Annotated in this window: 16 protein-coding genes; 12 read left to right on the forward strand and 4 right to left on the reverse strand. The window is 44.9% G+C overall.

Annotated features, from left to right (window positions below; translation table 11 throughout):
- Position 1 precedes the first annotated feature (1 nt).
- The 3 genes from QNH36_RS03545 (at position 2) to QNH36_RS03555 (ending at position 3,894) form a co-directional block, all read left to right on the forward strand.
- Positions 2-1,528, forward strand: a complete 1,527-nt coding sequence (locus tag QNH36_RS03545) for a tripartite tricarboxylate transporter permease (RefSeq protein WP_283904710.1) — start codon at positions 2-4, stop codon at positions 1,526-1,528.
- A gap of 71 nt (positions 1,529-1,599) precedes the next feature.
- On the forward strand, positions 1,600-3,186 hold the full coding sequence (locus QNH36_RS03550) for an ATP-binding protein (protein WP_144475398.1): 1,587 nt from the start codon (positions 1,600-1,602) through the stop codon (positions 3,184-3,186).
- A gap of 3 nt (positions 3,187-3,189) precedes the next feature.
- The gene (locus tag QNH36_RS03555; RefSeq protein WP_283904711.1) at positions 3,190-3,894 is read left to right on the forward strand and encodes a response regulator; all 705 of its coding nucleotides are present in this window, start codon (positions 3,190-3,192) and stop codon (positions 3,892-3,894) included.
- Between the two features lie 259 nt (positions 3,895-4,153).
- On the opposite strand, the gene QNH36_RS03560 is transcribed toward QNH36_RS03555, so the two are convergent.
- Together QNH36_RS03560 and QNH36_RS03565 are read right to left on the reverse strand one after the other, a co-directional pair.
- The gene (locus QNH36_RS03560) at positions 4,154-4,558 is read right to left on the reverse strand and encodes a hypothetical protein (RefSeq protein ID WP_144475396.1); all 405 of its coding nucleotides are present in this window, start codon (positions 4,556-4,558) and stop codon (positions 4,154-4,156) included.
- A gap of 115 nt (positions 4,559-4,673) precedes the next feature.
- Positions 4,674-5,621 carry a magnesium transporter CorA family protein gene (locus QNH36_RS03565; protein ID WP_283904712.1) on the reverse strand — a complete coding sequence of 316 codons (948 nt, stop codon included), beginning with the start codon at positions 5,619-5,621 and terminating at the stop codon, positions 4,674-4,676.
- Between the two features lie 149 nt (positions 5,622-5,770).
- Between QNH36_RS03565 and QNH36_RS03570 the strand changes: the two genes are divergently transcribed.
- Together QNH36_RS03570 and QNH36_RS03575 are read left to right on the forward strand one after the other, a co-directional pair.
- Positions 5,771-6,625: a GRP family sugar transporter gene (locus QNH36_RS03570; protein ID WP_283904713.1), complete on the forward strand. Its 855-nt coding sequence runs from the start codon at positions 5,771-5,773 to the stop codon at positions 6,623-6,625.
- 14 nt (positions 6,626-6,639) lie between these two features.
- Positions 6,640-7,425: a glucose 1-dehydrogenase gene (locus tag QNH36_RS03575; RefSeq protein ID WP_144475560.1), complete on the forward strand. Its 786-nt coding sequence runs from the start codon at positions 6,640-6,642 to the stop codon at positions 7,423-7,425.
- A 108-nt stretch (positions 7,426-7,533) separates the two neighbouring features.
- On the opposite strand, the gene QNH36_RS03580 is transcribed toward QNH36_RS03575, so the two are convergent.
- Entirely contained in the window at positions 7,534-8,421 is an 888-nt protein-coding gene (locus tag QNH36_RS03580) for a DUF6376 family protein (RefSeq protein WP_283904714.1), read from the reverse strand.
- A 212-nt stretch (positions 8,422-8,633) separates the two neighbouring features.
- Between QNH36_RS03580 and QNH36_RS03585 the strand changes: the two genes are divergently transcribed.
- Complete coding sequence (locus QNH36_RS03585) at positions 8,634-9,074, forward strand: GNAT family N-acetyltransferase (protein WP_283904715.1); 441 nt, start codon at positions 8,634-8,636, stop codon at positions 9,072-9,074.
- Positions 9,071-9,487, forward strand: coding sequence for a GNAT family N-acetyltransferase (locus QNH36_RS03590; protein WP_283904716.1), 417 nt, complete (start codon positions 9,071-9,073; stop codon positions 9,485-9,487). Before QNH36_RS03585 ends, QNH36_RS03590 begins: the two co-directional genes overlap by 4 nt.
- Positions 9,488-9,517: 30 nt before the next feature.
- On the opposite strand, the gene QNH36_RS03595 is transcribed toward QNH36_RS03590, so the two are convergent.
- A complete protein-coding gene (locus QNH36_RS03595; protein ID WP_144475391.1) occupies positions 9,518-9,859 on the reverse strand; it encodes a winged helix-turn-helix transcriptional regulator in 342 nt (113 codons plus the stop codon).
- A 231-nt stretch (positions 9,860-10,090) separates the two neighbouring features.
- Between QNH36_RS03595 and QNH36_RS03600 the strand changes: the two genes are divergently transcribed.
- The 5 genes from QNH36_RS03600 to QNH36_RS03620 all read left to right on the forward strand — a co-directional run bounded on the left by QNH36_RS03600 (position 10,091) and on the right by QNH36_RS03620 (position 16,414).
- Positions 10,091-11,287: an MFS transporter gene (locus tag QNH36_RS03600; RefSeq protein ID WP_283904717.1), complete on the forward strand. Its 1,197-nt coding sequence runs from the start codon at positions 10,091-10,093 to the stop codon at positions 11,285-11,287.
- A 191-nt stretch (positions 11,288-11,478) separates the two neighbouring features.
- Positions 11,479-15,078, forward strand: a complete 3,600-nt coding sequence (locus tag QNH36_RS03605; protein WP_283904718.1) for an AAA family ATPase — start codon at positions 11,479-11,481, stop codon at positions 15,076-15,078.
- Entirely contained in the window at positions 15,075-15,506 is a 432-nt protein-coding gene (locus QNH36_RS03610) for a hypothetical protein (RefSeq protein WP_144475388.1), read from the forward strand. The genes QNH36_RS03605 and QNH36_RS03610 overlap by 4 nt, the downstream gene beginning before the upstream one ends.
- A 20-nt stretch (positions 15,507-15,526) precedes the next feature.
- Positions 15,527-16,117, forward strand: coding sequence for a hypothetical protein (locus tag QNH36_RS03615; protein WP_251543401.1), 591 nt, complete (start codon positions 15,527-15,529; stop codon positions 16,115-16,117).
- Positions 16,118-16,156: 39 nt separating this feature from the next.
- Complete coding sequence (locus tag QNH36_RS03620) at positions 16,157-16,414, forward strand: hypothetical protein (RefSeq protein WP_283904719.1); 258 nt, start codon at positions 16,157-16,159, stop codon at positions 16,412-16,414.
- Positions 16,415-16,536: the final 122 nt, after the last annotated feature.

A 16,536-nucleotide genomic window follows, 5' to 3' on the forward strand; every position in this document is an offset into this window, starting at 1 on the left:
TTTGAGTACACTCGAATATTTATTTCAAGGCTTTGGAACAGCTTTTATTTGGTATAATCTCATATTTGCCTTCATTGGAGTCTTGATTGGGACAGCAGTTGGCGTTCTTCCGGGGATTGGGCCGATGAGTGGAGTAGCGCTGCTTATTCCTGTAACCGCATCAGCTACTGGCTGGCTGCCGCCGGAATCCGCTGCCACCAGTGCCATCATTTTACTTGCGGGAGTCTATTATGGAGCCATGTATGGAGGTTCAACCACCTCGATTCTATTGAACACACCAGGAGAATCCTCTTCGGTGGTCACAACGCTGGACGGTTACCAGATGGCCAAAAAGGGGAGAGCAGGCAGTGCCTTATCGATTGCGGCCATTGGTTCCTTTGTCGCCGGGATCGTTACGCTTTTCGCCCTTATTGCATTGGCCAAGCCACTATCATCGGTGGCGATAAAATTTGGTCCAGCAGAATACTTTTCATTGATGCTTTTAGGACTTGGAGCTGTCAGCGGCCTGGCCGGAAAATCAGTGACAAAGGCATTGATCATGACCGTTACTGGATTGTTGCTTGGGACAATTGGTATTGATAGTGTTTCAGGTATTGCCAGATTCACCTTTAATGTTCCGTGGCTTTATCAGGGGATAGAGTTCCTGACGATCGCCGTAGGACTGTTCGCGCTTGGGGAAGTTTTTAAGACGATTTTGGAAAAAGATGAAGAAGAGGGAGAAATCGCGAGGATTAATAATTTGCTGCCTTCAAAGGCTGAGCTGAAAGAGTCAGCTGCACCGATAGCACGGGGTTCCATATTAGGCTTCTTTGTTGGGATCTTGCCAGGCGCAGGGGCGACTCTTGCATCCTTCTTTTCTTATATTTTAGAAAAAAAGATCTCGAAAACTCCTTCAAAATTCGGGACAGGGACCATTGCAGGGGTGGCAGCACCGGAATCGGCGAATAATGCTGCGTCCGGCGGTGCGCTGATTCCACTTTTGACATTGGGGATTCCAGGTTCAGGGACGACGGCTATTTTAATGGGAGCCCTGATGATGTATAACGTCCAGCCCGGTCCGTTATTATTCGAAGACCATCCGCAGGTAGCATGGGGACTGATTGCAAGTATGTTTATCGGCAATGTCATGCTGTTGGTCCTGAATCTTCCGCTCGTAAAAGTGTTTGCGAAGATTATCCAAACACCAAAGCAATTCCTGATCCCAATCATTATTGCCATCTCGATTTTTGGTGTGTATGCTGTCCAGGTATCAACAAATGATCTTTTGCTGTTATTGGCATGTGGAATTTTCGGCTATTTCCTCAGCAAAAATGATTATCCAATTGCTCCGCTTGTTCTCGGGTTGGTGCTAGGGCCGATGGTTGAGAATAACCTGCGAAGAGCCTTAACGATTTCCAATGGAGATTTTAGTATCTTTGTATCACGGCCTATTTCTCTCGCGTTTCTGCTTATCACCCTCCTATGGCTGGTGATTCCGCTCTTGATGAAAAGGCGAGGGAAAGAAGTCATCATCAATATAGAAGGTTAAATAGTTTAAATAGTAAAAAAACTCCTTTCTATAAGGAGTTTTTTTACTATAATGAGGATAGAGGTGTTGATGTGAGGCTGCATTCAAAATTAATGCTCTTAATTGTGATTCTTATTCTCTTAATTGGCGGTATTTTCGAAATCACTTTCAAAAATATTCTCGAGACGAACATGAAGAAGGAAATTGGCTCTAAAGCGCTGGCTGTGGCGGAATCCATTGCCAATATGCCAGAAATTGAAGAAGCTTTTTACGAGAATGATCCAGCTGCTGTTATTCAGCCGATTGCTGAAAGGATCCGGAAACAGGTAGGAGCAGAATTCATTGTGGTTGGCAACAGGGATGAGGTACGTTATTCTCACCCCAATCCAGTTCGATTAGGACAAAAAATGGTCGGTGGCGATAATGGCCGTGTCTTTAACGGAGAAGCTGTTATTTCCGAATCTGTTGGGACATTGGGCCCTTCTCTAAGGGGAAAAGCGCCAATCTTCAGCAAGGGAGAAGTTGTTGGCGTGGTGTCTGTAGGATATCTTCAGACCGATATCGAAAAGGAAATCTCAGCTATACAGAAAAAAATGTTCACTGCTACGTTTCTTATTTTAATAGGAGGCTTAATGGTGGCCTTCCTGATCACGTTGAATATAAAAAAGGCTCTGTTCGGTCTTGAACCAAAAGAAATTGCCTGGATGTATCAGGAGAAACACGCCATATTAGAATCCATTCATGAAGGCATCATTGCCATTGATACCGATGGTCGCATCACGGTCGTGAATGAAAACGCTCACAAGATATTGAGGGTGCCGAATGAAATCCTTCTTCGCGGAAAAAGAATCGATGAGGTGTTGGAGAATACGCATCTTCTTTCAGTCGTTGCAACAGGACAAGCAGAGTACGATAAGGAGATTATGATTTTAGGAGAAATATATTTAGCGAATAGAATACCTATCTTTAATAAGAAAGGGGATGTGATCGGGGCAGTCGCAAGCTTCCGGAGCAAGTCGGAGTTGGCGAATTTACTGCAGGAATTGTCGCATGTAAAAGCCTATGCGGAGGGGTTGCGTGCCCAGACCCATGAATATTCCAACCGGCTTTATACTCTCCTTGGCCTGATTCAGCTCGGCTCTTACAAGGAAGCCATCGACTTCATTTCTAAGGAAGTCGATGTAGCCCAGGGATTCATTCAATTTTTAATGAAGGAAGTGCCAGACCCTATCATTGCTGCCTTCGTCCTTGGAAAGTTCAGCCTGGCAAGCGAATTGAAGGTTGATTTTACAATTGACAGGGAGAGCAGCTTTAAAGATGTGCCAAATGAAATTGACAGAGATCACTTGGTGACGATTATTGGGAACCTGGTCAATAATGCATTTGAAGCGGTCAGGGAGAACGGGAAAGCCGAAAAAAGGGTCATGCTGTTCCTGACCGATCTTGGCAAAGAGCTGATCATTGAAGTCGAAGATAACGGGCAAGGGATAGAAAGTGAAAACAACGAACACATTTTTCAAGAAGGTTTTACAACGAAGAACAGCAACAGTAATTCAGGTATTGGTCTAAGCCTTGTGCAAAACGCGATAAATCAATTAGGTGGATACATCACCTTTTCATCTAATCCGGGGGAAGGCACAATTTTCACTGTGGCGATACCAAAAAGCAGGGGGAAATGAACGATGGGGAAAAAGGACATTGAAGTTCTAATCGTCGAGGATGATTTAAGGATAGCCGAAATCCAAAAGCGGTTCATTGAAAAGATTGAAGGGTTTCAGGCCGTCGGGATTGCAGCCGGTTATGTAGACGCTATAACCTTAATCGATATTTTGAAGCCGGATTTGCTTTTGCTCGATGTTTATTTTCCAGATATGAACGGCCTCGAATTGTTGAGGGAACTCAAGCTGCATTCAAAACAAACCGATGTCATCATGATCACGGCCACGAGGGAAATCGAAAAAGTACAAGAAGCGATCAGTATTGGAGTCTTCGATTATATTATCAAGCCTTTAGTGTTTGAACGATTCAAGCAATCCCTGCTGAGATATCAGGATTATCATGAAAAATTATCGCAATTAGGCAAAGCCAATCCTGTCGTGACACAACAGCAGGTCGATAAACTGCTGCGGAAAGAAATGAATGAATTGAACAATGATAAATCATACCTTCCAAAAGGGATCGATCCGCTGACGCTCGAAAAAGTCATGGAGGTCATTGGAAAGGGTGGGTCGGGACTTACAGCAGAAAGCGTCGCAAACGAAATTGGCGTCAGCCGGACAACCGCAAGACGTTACCTCGAACATCTCGTATCCATCGAAAAAATAGAAGCGGATTTAACATACGGCACTGTTGGGCGGCCGGAACGGGTCTATATGAGTATAGGGTAATGAAAACAAACAGGGACATGCGGACGGACTGCATGTCCTTTTGTATATTTGGATGTTGATAAAAGCTGACAATTTGGTGAATATTCCTCACTTGGTCGAATTATTCTAAAATGTGGTCGAAATAAATCAAAATGTGGTCGAATAAACCCAAAATGTGGTCGAAATAATTAAAAATTCGCCAAATTAATTTAAAAAGTGATCGAAAAAAAGAAAATGCCGGCTAATGTTGCTGGCATTTTCGTTTTTGGCAGGCGATTATTTACTTTTCCTTGGAAATAGCATTATAGTGTTCAAGGTTTTTGAACCGTTTTTTCTTTTTTAAGTACTTTTCGTTCAGTACCAGCACTTTTCCGTTATCGGAAGCGGAGAATTTGCGGAAGACGAATTTGTATTTTTCAAAGGCTAAATGTCCAGAGATATAAACAGGCAAAATGATGGCGATCAGGATCAGCACATCTCGGATGATATGGAATTGGTGTTCGAAAACATAGATTGTCATAACAGCCTGGGAGGCGAATGCGACCATCAAGGTGATTAGGACATTGCATATGTGAAAGGGGAAAAACTCTTTTCCTTTCAGAAACATCCGCTCGAGCTCATTTTTAAAAATAAGGGAAATGAACACGGAAATCACAATGAAAATAAGGGAAATAAAAAACGCCATTTCACCCGTCCTCCTTTATGGAACATTCCTTTCAAGCATTGTAACACAAGATTTGCAAGAATAATGAAAATTGGCATCCGATGGTTCTAGAACTTCATAGCTCAAGATTGGACTATTACTCTCCTTTCCCCCACCAGCCTTTTTTTCGGAAGTATAAGGCAATGGATAAGCCCGTCACAAGCATGAGGATCAGTGAGTAAAGATAGCCGAACTTCCACTTCAATTCGGGAATGATTTCAAAGTTCATTCCATATAAACCGGCCAGGAACGTCATAGGCAAGAAAATGACGCTTACAAGGGTCAGTGTCTTCATGATTGTATTGGAATGGTCGGCTTTGAGCGTCATTTGTAAATTGAAAATGCTGTTTAAACTTTCCTTGAAGGTGTCGAGAGCGCTAACGATCCGAGCATAATTATTGTTCAGGCTTTTAATGAAATAGCCTGATTCCTCATTCGTGAACGGGAATTTGTCGGAACTAATCGTCTCCATTACATCCTCTTGTGCCTCGATCGTTTGTCTTAATTCATGCAGGGTTGCTTTCCACCGGTATACACTTCTGGCAATTTTGTTCTCAAAGGGATCTTTAAAAACCCTCTTCTCCAAACTTTGGATTTCATCTGATATCTGATCAATCATTTCTAAATCCTGGGCAATTGTTTCATCGAGTATGTGAAAAAGAACCATTCCCACATGGGACATCTGCTGTGGATTTTCAATAAAAGGTTTCTCCAAATTTTTTGCGAGATAAAGGTCCTTTTCAGCCTTTGATACGACATAATTATGGCCAACCAATATCGTGATTTTCACTCGAGAGTAATCCGGCTGGATTGCAATTAACGAAATGATCGCCTCATTTTTAAAAACATCAATCTTTGGAATATCACTGAATTCGCGCAGTCCTTTCAACGCTAAAGGATGGATGTTCAATTGATTGATAAACGGTTCAAATTGATCGGCATTCGATGAATGAAAATGAATCCATGCGATCTCTTCGTTGGAGTCGGGAAGGGAAAGCTCATCTTTTTTGGTAACTGTTTTATTATTTGCTGAGTATGCGAGCATCGGTTTTTGTCTCCTGAATTTGATTTAAACTTATTTTGTGTTAGTCACGGCAATTTTATTTTGGGGTGTATTCTTGCGGAATAAGATTTGCCTTTCTATCTCAGTCTAATAGTAAAAGACAGTCACGAATGAGATAGGGGTTTGCGAATATGTCAGGAATTTTGTTAGCTTTGCTTGCGGCGGTTTCGTGGGGGAGTATTGTGTTTGTCAGCAATAAGCTGGGCGGTGATGAGGACAGCCAGACGCTTGGGACGACGGGCGGAGCTTTGATCTTTGCCTTAGCTGTCTTTTTTTACAAAAACCCGGACATGCCTACGCTTGTATGGGTGGTTGGGTTTATTTCTGGGTTGTTTTGGTCACTTGGACAGAAGAATCAGTTCGGTGCTGTCCGCTACCTGGGTGTTGCGAAAACGGCGCCGATGTCGACAGGCTTACAGCTGCTCGGGACCACTTTTTTCGGAGTGTTTATTTTTAAAGAATGGCAGACAAAAATGAATTACATCGTCGGAATCTCGGCGCTTGTCCTGATCATTGCAGGGGCTCTGCTCACTTCGCTTAAACAAGGAGGTGAAAGGGGAGAGACGAAGAGCCTGAATAAGGGGCTGCTTGTCTTGCTCATTTCAACTGTTGGTTTTGTTGGATATGTGGTCTTGATCCGCTGGTTCAACATTGATGGTTGGGCCGCCATCCTCCCGCAGGCAATTGGGATGGTGACGGGGGCATTGATTTTGACGTTCCGCGATAAGCCATTCAACAAGTACGCGGTCCGGAACATCTTAACCGGGCTCCTCTGGAGTACGGGTAATCTGGGGTTATTGCTGGCGCTGCCGAGAATCGGGGTTGCCACCAGTTTTTCACTCTCCCAGACAGGCATTGTCATCTCAACGATTGGCGGGCTTTTCTTTTTAAATGAGCGTAAAAGCAAGAAGCAAGTTTGGCGAGTGCTGCTGGGTTGTGTGCTCATAATTGCAGGCGGTGTGTTACTGGGTGTAACGAAACGATAAAGGGAGCTGACATGATGTATCCAAGTCTTGAAGGAAAAGTTGTTGTGATTACAGGTGCTGCCACTGGTCTCGGAAGGGCAATGGCGGTGAGATTCGGCGCTGAGAAAGCAAAGGTGGTCATTAACTATTTTAACGAAGAGCAGGAAGTGCAAGCCATTATAGATGAAGTTGAAAAAGCGGGCGGCAGTGCCACTGCGATTCAGGGAGATGTCACGAAAGAAGAAGATGTCAAAAGGATGATCGATCATGCGGTGAAAACATTCGGGTCATTGAATGTTATGGTCAATAACGCCGGCATTGAAAATGAAGTGCCATCGGAAGATCTCTCCCTCGAAGACTGGAATAAGGTGATTTCCACCAATTTAACGGGGCAATTCCTGGGGTGCAGGGAAGCTCTTGACTATATGCTGGAGAATGGAATCAAGGGTTCCATCATCAACATGTCATCCGTCCATCAGGAAATACCATGGCCTCATTTTGTCCATTATGCAGCCAGCAAGGGTGGAGTTAAGCTTATGACCGAAACGCTCGCACTCGAATTTGCTCCACATGGGATTCGCGTGAACTGCATTGCACCAGGTGCGATCGACACACCTATTAATGCCGAGAAGTTCGATGACCCTGAACTGAAAAAAGGAGTCATCGAGCTGATTCCGATGGGTTATATCGGCAAGCCTGAAGAAATCGCCGCATGTGCAGTATGGCTCGCCTCGAGCGAAGCTAGCTACGTCACAGGACTCACCCTGTTTGCGGATGGCGGCATGACGCAATATCCTGGGTTTCAGGCTGGGAAAGGGTAACGGTGGGGACGGTTTAAAGATGATCACTAATCTGATCCATACTTGAAGTGTGTGCCCATAGCTAGCAAAGGGAGGGAGTTCTCAACACAAGAACTCCCTCCCTTTTATTTACTCCATCTTTTCATAAAGAAATTCATTCAACGATTCCACATCCAGCAACCTCATGTTTCCATCCTTGAAGGATTGGATTCCCATGATCATCGATTTGCGGAAGTCGGTTAGTGGTTTTCCGTCTGCATAGGCTTCATCATGAGTGAAGTACAATGCTCCTTTATCGGAATCGTATTTCCAGGTTCCTTTTGACATATGATCCTTTGAAGGGTAAGTACCGTTTGCATATCCCTCATAGCTGCCATCTGCATTCAGAACGATGGAAGGGGGTGAGCCGGCTGGTCCCCATTTTCCGACTAATTCTTTTCCGTCTTTGGAGATATTCTCCTGCACTGAATCACGGTCAATGCCAGCTAATGCATCCAGCTGTTTCAGGTCTGCTGCTGTGATCGTGCCGTCACCGACCGGAACGGAATCCGCGAGCTTGGAGTGTGCCTCAATCCATACATTAAAGCCTTCCTTGATGGGCTCATTTCCTTTCTGCCAAAGCTTCTGATCCTTCTTTTCAATGGCTTTGCGAATTGTATCAATGCCCTCGGTATAAAATTCCATGGCCGATAGATATTGATCATGAACCTCCTTGTATCTTTCAGGGGCGATAATGGCTTTGTAACCGTTTACAGCCTTTTCGATGTTATCAACTTGTTCAATCAGCCGTTTTTCGCGTTCTTTGGATCCAGAGTCTTCTTCAGCCACCGCATTTAAATTTCTGAACCCTTCATCCAGGCTGGTGTTCAGTTCATCGATTTTGTCAGGATAGTCTTCTTCCGTTACTTCCACTGGTTCAACCTTAAGTGATTCTTTCTTTTCAGCGGTGGGCTCGGAGCTGCAGCCTGCCATTGTGATCATCGTCAGTAAGGAAACGGCCAACGTTTTAAGTTTCATTTTTAAAATACCTCCATAGTTTCAAAGATTGCTTTTTTACCATGATTGCTTTTTCCGAGATGGAACTTTTTACATAATAGAGGGATAGGAAAAATATGTAAAGTAAATACCACCGCATTACCACTTTTTGAGTCTTTTTACTCATGGGACAAAGGGAAAATAAACGAAACGTATGTTAAGCTTTAAATGAAAACGTTTGGGGAGGAAGTAAAATGAACTACCGCATTACCAAAGAGTTGAACGAAAGCTACAAAAACCAGATTAATCACAAACTGTATGAATATAACTTAAGCCATTTTCCTGAAGATTTAAGAGGAAGATACCAAGAAGTGAACCTCATTCTACTAGATGAGAATGAGAATATCCGTGGAGGCATTCTGGGAGAAATCTGCTGGAACTGGCTGGAGATCCATACGCTTATGATTGATGAAGACATTCGAGGGTTAGGATATGGAACGAAATTGTTAGCAGAGATTGAACAAGCCGCGTTAGAGAGTCAATGTGATTTTATTAAGGTGGACACCCTGAGCTTTCAGGGGCTGGATTTTTATCAAAATAATGGTTATGAAGTTTATGGGACATTGGACAATGTGGGAAGGGAATTTAAGCATTTCTATTTAAAAAAGGACCTATTAAAAGGGGAATCGTTATGAATATTGTTGCAGCACAAATGCCAGATTTACAGGCGATTGTCCAAATCGACAGTGAAATGATCGGTAACACCAGCAGACGGAACATGATTGAGAATGCAATTAAGCAGAAACATTGTATTCTTGTAAAAGAAAATAACGAAGCTGCCGGATTTGCTATTTATGATACGAACTTTTTTGAATGTACGTTTATATCCTTGGTGATTGTGTCACCTGGAAAAAGACGTAAGGGATATGCAAGCCAACTGTTGAATGAATTGGTTCGAACTTCGCCTACTGAAAAAGTTTTTTCATCTGCCAATCGTTCTAATCTCAGTATGCAGAAGGTATTTGAAGCGAATGGGTTTGTTGAGAGTGGTATCGTCGAGAATTTGGATGAAGGCGATCCGGAGATCATCTATTTCCAATTGAAATAAAGAGAAACAGCAGAGCTCTCCGCTGTTTCTCTAAAATTCCTTTGTTTCCGGTTCGGCAGATTGATTTTTCTCAATATGCTGTTCTCCCCAGGCGCATAGTGAATCGAGAATCCCTTTCAAGGACCAGCCATAGTCTGTCAATGAATATTCGACTTTAGGAGGGACCTGGTTATAGACCTCCCGTAAAATGACATTATCTTCTTCCAGCTCACGCAATTGCTGTGTGAGCATTTTTTGAGTGATGCCGGGCATGAGTTTTTTTAATTCACTTGTCCGTTTCTTGCCTTCGATCAAATGGCAAAGAATGACGACTTTCCATTTCCCGCCGATTACCTCGAGGGCTGCTTCGACTGGTATATTATATTTCTTCAAAATACACCCTCCTTGTCTTTCCGGTCGATTGTAGTGTCATTATACCCTTACATCTCTATAAGTAGTATAGGGCACTTTTTGGTGCCTATATCACCTGAGGGTGCCTACGGAACTTTAAAGTGCGTACTTCTCAAGCGATCAGGTATCCTTCATAATTGCATTCATGTTGGCCAAACGTGAAAGGCGCCTTCGCGGGTCAACTTAATAATCTGCAATGGAGGAAACCTTTTTATGAGTTCACATACACGAAATAATAACAAGGGAACATTATCCCTTTTAGCTTTGGCAATCAGTGCCTTTGGCATCGGAACGACTGAGTTTGTACCTGTTGGATTATTATCAACGATTTCTGAAGATCTGAATATCTCAATTACTTTGGCCGGGTTGTTAATATCCGGATACGCAATGGGTGTAGCATTTGGAGCACCGATTTTAACAGCTTTGACCAATAAAATGAGCCGCAAAACCTTGCTTATGGCTTTAATGGTTATTTTCATCATCGGAAATTCAATTGCAGCGATTTCGACCAGCTTCGGTTTGCTGTTGGCAGCAAGGATCATCACTGCTTTTTCTCATGGAGTCTTCTTTTCGATTGGTTCGACGATTGCCGCTGACCTTGTCCCTGAGGATAAAAGAGCAAGCGCAATCGCCTTTATGTTCACAGGTTTAACCGTCGCCACTGTAACTGGCGTGCCGCTTGGGACTTTCATCGGCCAGCTGTTCGGCTGGAGGGCAACATTTGGAGGAGTGGCATTATTAGGTGTTGTAGGAATTATCGCAAGTGCAATCCTTATACCAAAAAATATTAAGCCTGCACCACCGGCAAAATTCAGTGATCAACTAAAAATATTGGGCAATGGGCCGTTGCTGCTGGCCTTCGCCATTACCGCCCTGGGATATGGCGGCACTTTTGTCGCCTTTACTTACCTGACTCCGATCCTTCAGGATATATCAGGGTTTTCTCCAAAAGTGGTAAGCATCATCCTGCTTGTCTATGGAGTGGCTGTTGCCATCGGCAATTCAATCGGAGGAAAAGCCGCCGACAAGAATCCGTTGAAGGCATTGTTATGGATGTTCATAGCCCAGGCGATCATACTCGTGATTCTATCGTTTACAGCGCCATTCAAGGTGGCTGGAGTCATCACGATCTTCTTGATGGGCATGTTTGCGTTCATGAATGTGCCGGGGCTTCAGGTTCTGGTTGTACGATTGGCAGAACGCTATGTCCCGGCAGCTGTGAATGTCGCATCCGCTTTGAATATAGCTGCCTTCAATCTCGGAATCGCCATCGGAGCGTTTGTAGGAGGGATGATTGTTGACTCCATTGGATTGATCCACACTCCGTGGATCGGCGGCGTGATGGTAGTTGGAGCGATCCTTTTGACCAGATGGAGTATGTCAATTGAAAAAAAGAGTATTCAAGCGTAAAAAGAAATCCTTATTGAGACAACGGTACCCCCGTTGTCTTTTTTTATTTTAAAGCATGAGGAAGTATCCTTTGATCCTTTTAAGCTAGAAACATAAGGTACCCCTGTACTTCTTATTTTTGGAAAAATCAATTGTAAATGTTATAAACTGGTTTAAAATGAAAGTAAATCATTCGTAAGGTGAGGTTGGCTATGGGTTTCCAAAAATGGCTTCGTATTTTACTGCCTGAGCTTCAATTGGTGGATTATGTCCAGGCAAAGGGATTCAGGGGCAAGAAACAGCGAATGGGCGCACAGGCTCAGACGATGACGCATTCCGGTGCGCTCAGGACGGAATCGGTTGGCGGCAATCCGCAGCATGTTCCCCATTCTGCTGGGGCGGTCGGGGAAGTGGTCAAGGATGCGCGGTATGGCATCAAGCAAATGGGCTTGAATCGATCCAATGACGAACTGGATACGATTTTCGCGGAAATCAAAAAAGAACTGAACGGCAGGATCCTGCGCCAGGGTGCGTTCATTGATGAATTGCTGGTTTCCTATAAAAAGGCTTTTTTCAAAAGGGAAAAAGGCAAGGTGCAAAATGCCATCCTGCTTGCGGGTCCAGCTGGGACAGGTAAGTTTACGACTTTGCAGCTGTTGATTGATCAGCTCTATAAGAAAAAGCTTGTACCTTATAAGAAGGTTGCGACGATTGATTTGCGGAATTACACCGAGAAGGATATCCACAGCAATTTCGTCCTCGATTGTTCCGCGGCCTTTGAGTATGGGGTCGGAACGGTTTGCTTTTTGGGGATCGAGCAGGCTGACGCTGAGGTTCTCCAGTATGTTTCAAGGCTGGTGCAGCATGGCTTTTTCCGGACGTCCAACAGTGTGATGGTCGATGCTTCGAATTATTTTCTTGTCTTCTACAGCGACGTCGATTTGAAGGAAGAAGTCCATGGACAGCTTCCGAGCGAGGTAGCGAGCAAAATACCAGCTCCTATTTTAAAAGGGATTCAATCCTATGCGATTTCGGCACCACTCATGCCTGAGGATGTTGAGGCAATCTTAAGGGGCAAGTTCCAGGCTGCAGCACGCAGGCTCGAGAGCCAGACGCAGCTGACGGTAAAATTCGAAGATGGCTTGTTTGCTGGTTTAGTAGAGCGGATTTTGGCAACGAAAAAATATGGCGAGGCAATTGAGAGTTTGGCAGAAAAGGACTTTTACCAGGCGCTTGTCGATTTAAGGGCTAGAGGGACTTTCCTGGCAGGCGACCTCATTACGATCCAGCTCCAGCAGGATGATTTGCTGGCGGTAAAGGGTGAGCAAAGCTTCCTGTTAAAATCAATTCCGATGGTGGCAGAGGAAAAAATAGAAGACTTGCTGGAAGAACTAAATCGCCTGACCGGTTTGCATACTGTAAAAAGGGCGATACATGAACTGCTGGAAACGGTGAAGGCCGAAAAGATGAGGCAGGAGGCCGGATACAAAACGGCAGGTAAAATGGCGATACATATGGTGTTCACCGGGAATCCCGGCACAGGTAAAACAACCGTTGCAAGGCTCGTCTCTCGGATTTTAAAAGCGATGGGGCTGCTTTCCCAGGGGCAATTGGTAGAGGCGGCAAGGCAGGATCTGGTCGGGGAATATCTTGGTTCGACTGCTCCAAAGACCAATGCTGCGATTGAACGTGCGATTGGCGGCGTGCTGTTCATTGATGAAGCGTATGCTCTGTCCAGGAATAAGCAGGACCCATTCGGCATGGAAGCCATTGACACTCTGGTAAAAGGAATGGAGGACCACCGTGACAATCTGGTCATGGTTCTGGCCGGATACACGAATGAGATGGATGGGTTTCTGAAAATGAATCCTGGCCTTCAATCGAGATTCCCTTATATTATCGAATTCCCGGATTATTCTTCCGAGGAGATGTATGAGATTCTGACGGGAATGGCAAAGGCGAAGGACTTCATGGTTGATCCAGGCATCAAGGAACAGCTGCTTGAACTATTTGATTCCAAGCAGATTTCCGGACGGAATGATGCCGGGAACGGCCGTCTTGTCCGAAACATGCTGGAGGATGCAATCCGCAAGCAAGCGGTGCGTCTCAACAAGGAAACAGGTGCCCGGGATTATAAGCTTTTAACAGCCGAGGATTTCGGAATTGCCGAACGGCCAAAGTTTGAGCTCGAGCCAGCGTTTGAAAAAGTCGTTGGCCTGGAGAATGTGAAGGATTTTATCAGGAGTCTCGAAAAACAAATCCTCGCGAATGAAAAGCGGAAAAAGGCTGGCATCTTGACGGAACAGTCGCAGACACTGAATATCGTCTTTTCCGGAAATCCAGGGACAGGCAAGACGACAATGGCGAGGATGCTTGCTGAGATGCTGAAATCAATGGGCCTTTTAAAAAGAGGCCATCTGATCGAAGTGGACCGCAGCAATCTCGTCGCCGAATATATGGGGCAGACAGCGGTCAAAACTACCGAGGTCGTCCAGTCTGCATTAGGCGGAGTGTTATTTATCGATGAAGCGTACAGTCTTGTGGAAGAAGGAGTTCAAGGCGGAGGGTTTGGCAAAGAAGCGATTGATACCCTTGTTCGCTTGATTGAAAATCACCGCAATGACCTAGTCGTGGTTCTGGCTGGATATACCGATGAAATGGAACAGTTTTTACGGAGCAATCCGGGGTTGGGCTCGCGCTTCCCACTGAAAATTGAGTTCCCGGACTATACACAGGAACAGCTTACGCAAATCACTGATATACAGGCGAAGAGCAAAGGCTTCATCCTGGATGTAGGTGTGAAACAGGGATTGGCTGAGTTTTATGGAAAGAAACAGATTCCAGGAAAAAACGACAGCGGCAACGGACGTCTTGTCAGGAATACGCTTGAGGCGGCCATCAGGAATCAGGCGGTCAGGATCGTTGAAACTGACAATGTCGGGCCGGATCAATTGAACAGATTGACCCTGGCTGATTTTGGACTGCTGGAGGATCAGCCGAAGGAAAATGCATTGCAGGAGCTGGCATCTGTTGTTGGCCTGGATGAGGTCAAAACCTTCGTGCGCTCACTATCAGCGCAGATCGAAGTGGCGAATAAAAGGAAGGCGATGGGTCTGCCAGATATGGGTGCGCAATCGCTGCACATGGTGTTCAAAGGCAACCCGGGTACTGGTAAAACCACGATTGCGCGGATTCTGGCCAGAAGGCTGAAGGAACTTGGTGTGATCAAACTGGATCATATCGTGGAAACGGACCGTTCCGGACTGGTGGCCGGGTATGTTGGCCAAACTGCCCTGAAAACACGGGAAGTTTTGGAGAAGGCACTTGGCGGCATTCTATTCGTCGATGAAGCGTATGCTTTATTTGGCGACGGACAGGATTTCGGGCAGGAAGCGATTGATACGATTGTGAAGTTCATGGATGACCACCGCGAGAATATCATTGTGATTTTAGCAGGTTATGAGGATGATATGGAACAGCTGCTGGATTCGAACGCAGGCTTGCGTTCCAGGTTCCCGAATGTGATCAATTTCCCTGATTATGCAGTCGATGAACTGGTGGAAATTAGCAGACGTCTGCTGAAGCCGAAAGGATACGAACTGAGCCCTGATGGAACCCGGGCGCTTAAAGGAATATTTGAGAGTGTAGAAGGAAACACTTCTGCCGGGAATGGCCGACTGGCAAGGAATATTTGCGAAGCCGCCATCCGGGCACATGCATTGAGGCTGAGTGAAATCGACGAGCCAACATTAGAGGATTTGACGCTGCTTATGCAGGAGGATTTTTTACAGGCCGGGGGTGTTGCTAGATGAAAAAAATCATAAAATTTTTATGGTCTTTGTTTTTCTACGTTTTTCTATTTCCAATCACTGCACTCGTCATCGTTTTTGGACCGCTGATGACTTTCTTTGATCTTCTAGATGTTTATAAATTAGGAGCGCCGCGACTTGGTCTGGGCTTGGGCGGGATTGCCTTGCTTGGCTTCCTTCTCTTTTTATCGATGAAGTATCACTCGTGGCTCTACCGCAAATTCCCGGTGCTGCTTCCTTTTTTCCAGATGTGCTTTGTCAGCTTTATCGTGATGGAACTCAGCCTGACATTTGCCAACCTGTGGGCAGATCAAATGATGATCGGAAAAACGGTCGCGATCGTTTTATCGGTGCTATCAATCCTGTTAGGAAGAGCATTTCTATCGTACTGGTATTATAAATACCCGATTAGCTACAAGATGGTGCGCTGACGGAGGAGGAGGGATTCGCGATGCGGAAAAAATTAAAGAAAGATACTGAGTATGAACTGGATAATCAATGGGCCGGCGAAGAGGAAGAAGCGGAGCCGGAAATCATTTACCACGAACATAGCCATCGAAAGCCAGTATTCTTTGGCACGATTTTAGCGATTGTATTGGCGATTGGCTTAAGCATGGTTTCTGGCGGCTATTCATCAGAAGGAAGCGCGGAAGAAGTGGTCGCCAATCGGATCAGCAAGTCTACGATTGCAGGAGAAAGCCTTATGACAGACGAAACGAACGCAGGGATCACTGCCAAGGATTTTGAAGTGACCGTAGGAGATTCCGGCGGTGAAGCAAAAATGCTGATCTGGGATTTCAACAGTGAAGACAATGATGAAGTCCAAATCCTGGTGAACGGACAGCCGGTGAAAGAAAAACTTATCCTGGCCAACAATCCCGCTGCCATTTCCATCCCGGTCCCAAGCACGGTGACAATCAAGGGGCTTAAGGATTTTGGAGGCGGCATCTCATACGCAGTCAAATTCCCGAATGATAAAATCACCTATTATAATGTCGTAAGCGTGAATGCCGGGAATACTTATACGGTAAAACCGCTGTAGTGAAGCATGGGGATGTCCCCATCTGAGGGAGGGTTCAAGATGAATAAACGGGGAGCGGGTGTGGCTTTCATTGCCATATCTGCATTATTGATTTCATCAAAATATATAAGTGCGGCGATTTTCGGATCTGGAGTCGCAAGTTGGGATAAGTCATTATTTGACGCCATGTTAGAATATGTGGGCAATACGTTAAGTATGTTTAGCTTGTTTGCTTTTGTTGTTGGAGTAGCTTACATAGTCTGGGGAGAGCGTGAAGAAAAGGTAAGTAAGGGAGACCATAAAGATTTAAATTCTTGACTGAGATTCAATTTCTGTAAAAGCATGGGACGTACTTATTGCATCCAATCCCGGAAGCAAAGGGTACGTCCCTTTGCTTCAAAAGAGGTAAAATAAAAGTAAATATAGAATTCGGAATGGCG

Source organism: Mesobacillus sp. AQ2 (assembly GCF_030122805.1).
In the GTDB taxonomy this organism is placed as follows: domain Bacteria; phylum Bacillota; class Bacilli; order Bacillales; family Cytobacillaceae; genus Mesobacillus; species Mesobacillus oceanisediminis_A.